The sequence below is a fragment of the Bradyrhizobium centrolobii genome (genome assembly GCF_001641635.1).
Classification (GTDB): domain Bacteria; phylum Pseudomonadota; class Alphaproteobacteria; order Rhizobiales; family Xanthobacteraceae; genus Bradyrhizobium; species Bradyrhizobium centrolobii.
The window spans coordinates 133,861-137,149 of record NZ_LUUB01000039.1; the positions used below are offsets into that span (position 1 = coordinate 133,861).

Below are 3,289 nucleotides of genomic sequence, written 5' to 3' on the forward strand. Positions count from 1 at the left end.
CGAGCTCCGGCTCGCCTGGCGCGAATGGCTCGCGATGATGACGGGCGGGCGCAAGCGGAGGCGTGCTGCCGTCATCGGCCTGATCGCCTTCGCTGCGCTGCTGCACGTGCCGGCCTGGGCGGTGATCGGCCGCTTCGCCAACCTGCAACTGCCGCTCGACAAGTCGTCGCTGATCGTGATCACGGCGACGATCGCGCTGGCCTGGACGTTGATGCTGTCACAGGCGATCGAATCGGTGACGCGGGTGTTTTATGCCCGCGCCGATCTCGACCTCATCATGTCCTCGCCCGCGACGCTGACCAACCTGTTCTCGGTGCGCATCGCCGCGATCGCGCTGGCGATCACGGTGATGGCGCTGCTGTTCTCGACGCCCTTCATCGACGTGCTGGTGATCGGCGGCGGCGCGCGGTGGCTCGCCGCGTTCGGCGTGGTCATCGCCATGGGCCTGTCGGCCGCGGCGATCGCGATCGCCATCACCATCCTGCTGTTCCGGCTGATCGGACCGGCGCGGACGCGCTTCGTCGCCCAGATCCTGGCCGCGATCATTGGCGCCGGCTTCGTGATCGCGCTCCAGATCGCCGCGATCATTTCCTATGGCACGCTGTCGCGCTTCACGATACTGACCTCCGATGCCGCGGCCGCCTACGCGCCCGATGCCGACAGCATTTTGTGGTGGCCGGCGCGAGCGACCATGGGCGACAGCGAGGCGCTGCTGCTTCTGCTCGCTCTCGGGCTGGTGCTGCTCGGAAGCGTCATGGCGCTGTTCTCGGGCCGCTTCGCCGATACCGCGATCGACGCTGCCGGTTACGGCACGGCCGGCCGCCGACGCGCCAAGGAGCGTCCCTTCCGCGCCGGATCGCGCCAGCAGGCGCTGCGGCGCAAGGAATTCTTGCTGCTCTGGCGCGACCCCTGGCTGATCTCGCAGACCTTGATGCAGTTGCTCTACTTGGTGCCACCGGCGCTGCTGCTCTGGCGCAGCTTCGCCGACAGCTCTGCGGCGCTGACGCTGATCACGCCTGTCATCGTGATGGCGGCGGGACAGCTCGCGGGTGGGCTCGCCTGGCTGACCATTTCGGGCGAGGACGCCGCTGACCTCGTCGCCACCGCGCCGCTGACGCCGTCCAGCGTCATCCGCGCCAAGATCGAGGTTGTGCTGATCGCGATCGCCGTCATCTTCACCCCGCTGATCGCTGCCCTCGCCTTCGCATCACTGTTCCAGGCTGCGATCACCGCTGGCGCCATCATCGTCAGCGCGGCCTCCGCCACCGCAATCCAGCTCTGGTTCCGGGTGCAGGCCCGGCGCAGCCAGTTCCGCCGCCGCCAGACCTCCTCGCGGCTTGCGACCTTTGCGGAAGCCTTCTCTTCGATCGGCTGGGCCGCCACCGCCGCACTCCTGCTCGCCTTGCCTATCGCCGGCCTTGTCAGCGGCCTCATAACCGCGGGCCTCGTCGCCATCACCTGGAAGTTCAGCCCGCGGCGGGCGTGAAGCTGCGACACTGACGCGCTGTTGATCGCGCGCTGTTGGCGACGCGCCGCCTTGCACGTTAGACTTCCCGGCGTCATCGGGGACGGATTCATGTGGCGACTTGCTTCGGCGGCTCTCGCGCTGTTTGGCGCGCTCCTCACACCTGCTCTCGCCCAACAGCAGCCCCAGCGCAGCGAGTGCCTGGCGATGGCCAACGCGGCGCCGCGCGCCATGCCGGTCGCGTTCCGGCAGGCGGCGAATGCGGCCGAGGTCGAGATCACCTATGCCGGCCATTCCACCTACTTCATCGACACGCCCGACGGCTTGCGCATCGCGACCGATTACAGCGGCGCCTATCAGGTCGGCCGGCTGCCGGATGTCGTCACCATGAACCGGGCCCACAGCACCCACTACACTCTGTTTCCCGACTGGCGCATTCCGCATGTGCTGCATGGCTGGGGCGAGGACGGCAAGCCGGCGCTGGTGTCGGAGCGCATCGGCGACACCTTTATTCGCAACGTCACGACCGACATCCGCCGCTACTTCGGCGACGATGCCGGCGCCGACATGATCCGCGACGGCAACTCGATCTTCATCTTCGAGGTCGCAGGCCTCTGCATCGGCCATCTCGGCCATCTGCACCACAAGCTCGACGACAGCCATTTTGCCCAGATCGGGCGGCTCGACATCGTGATGGTGCCGATCGACGGCACCTATACCATGTCACTCGAGGGCATCTCCGAGATCACCAAGCGGCTGCGCGCCTCCGTGGTGCTGCCGATGCACCGCTTCGCAACCCCGCTCGACGACTTCATGCGCCGCATCGGCAAGGACTTCGAGATCGACCGGCGGCTCGAACGCTCCTTCCGGATGTCGCGGGATGCGCTGCCGGGCACGCCGACGGTGATCATCCTCGACGGGGTCTGACGCGCAATTTTCTCCAAGTCGCCTGCCGTCCGTTCGTGCTGATCTGCCAGCAACAGGAGATCATCATGAGCGACTTTGCGAGATTTCTGCATGCGGACGGACCGTATCCCGAGTACGCTGCGGCGCTTCAGCTTTACGGACGGTTCGTCGGCGACTGGGACGCCGAGATCACCGCGCATGGGACCGACGAGGCCAGGCACGTCGCGCCCGGAGAAATCCATTTCGGCTGGGTGCTCGAAGGCCGCGCGGTCCAGGACGTCTGGATGATCCCGCGCCCGGCGGGCGCGCCGGCCTTTCCGATCGCTGGCAACTGGTACGGCACGACGCTGCGGGTCTACGATCCGACCATTTCCGCGTGGCGGATTTCCTGGTTCGATCCCGGCCGCAGCGTGTTCCGCCAGCAGATCGGCCGTCCGCGAGGGCCTGATATCGTGCAGGAAGGCACCACCGAATCCGGCGACCTGACGCGCTGGAGTTTTACCGAGATCACAGACAATTCGTTCCACTGGCTCGGCGAGGCCAAGGCCGCGGCAGCGCCGGACTGGCGACTGGTCGTCGACGTCAGGGCGCAGCGACGCAAGGGCTAGATGTGAGCTTTCAGGAGGTTGTCCATTCGGCCCTGACCGAGGAAGCTGAGGTTGCTGAAGCTTCAGATTCCGAGGGGAGAACCGAATGGACACCCATAAGAATGCGCCTCTGACGCCGAAAGGTCGAGAGGCCATGGTGCGGAGTGTGGTCGAAGGTGGCCTTACGAAGGCCGCAGCCGCGCTCCAGTTCAACGTGACAGCGAAAACGGTTGCCAAATGGGTCAAGCGCTTCCGCGAGGAAGGCGTGGACGGGTTGCGTGATCGCTCCTCACGGCCCCTTTCATCGCCGAGCCAAACCCTGCCTGCCACA

Annotated in this window: 4 protein-coding genes; all 4 read left to right on the plus strand. The window is 66.5% G+C overall.

Annotated elements, in window-relative coordinates; all coding sequences use genetic code 11:
• Positions 1–1,486 (plus strand): permease (locus AYJ54_RS10385; protein WP_245328974.1); only part of this gene is annotated, 1,486 nt, incomplete at its 5' end.
• 90 nt (positions 1,487–1,576) lie between these two features.
• Positions 1,577–2,392 (plus strand): MBL fold metallo-hydrolase, encoded by an 816-nt coding sequence (locus AYJ54_RS10390; protein WP_063698819.1) that lies wholly within the window; start codon positions 1,577–1,579, stop codon positions 2,390–2,392.
• A gap of 65 nt (positions 2,393–2,457) precedes the next feature.
• Entirely contained in the window at positions 2,458–2,979 is a 522-nt protein-coding gene (locus tag AYJ54_RS10395; RefSeq protein WP_063698836.1) for a hypothetical protein, read from the plus strand.
• An 85-nt stretch (positions 2,980–3,064) separates the two neighbouring features.
• A partial coding sequence (locus tag AYJ54_RS47000) for a leucine zipper domain-containing protein (protein WP_145929183.1) occupies positions 3,065–3,289 on the plus strand: 225 nt, incomplete at its 3' end.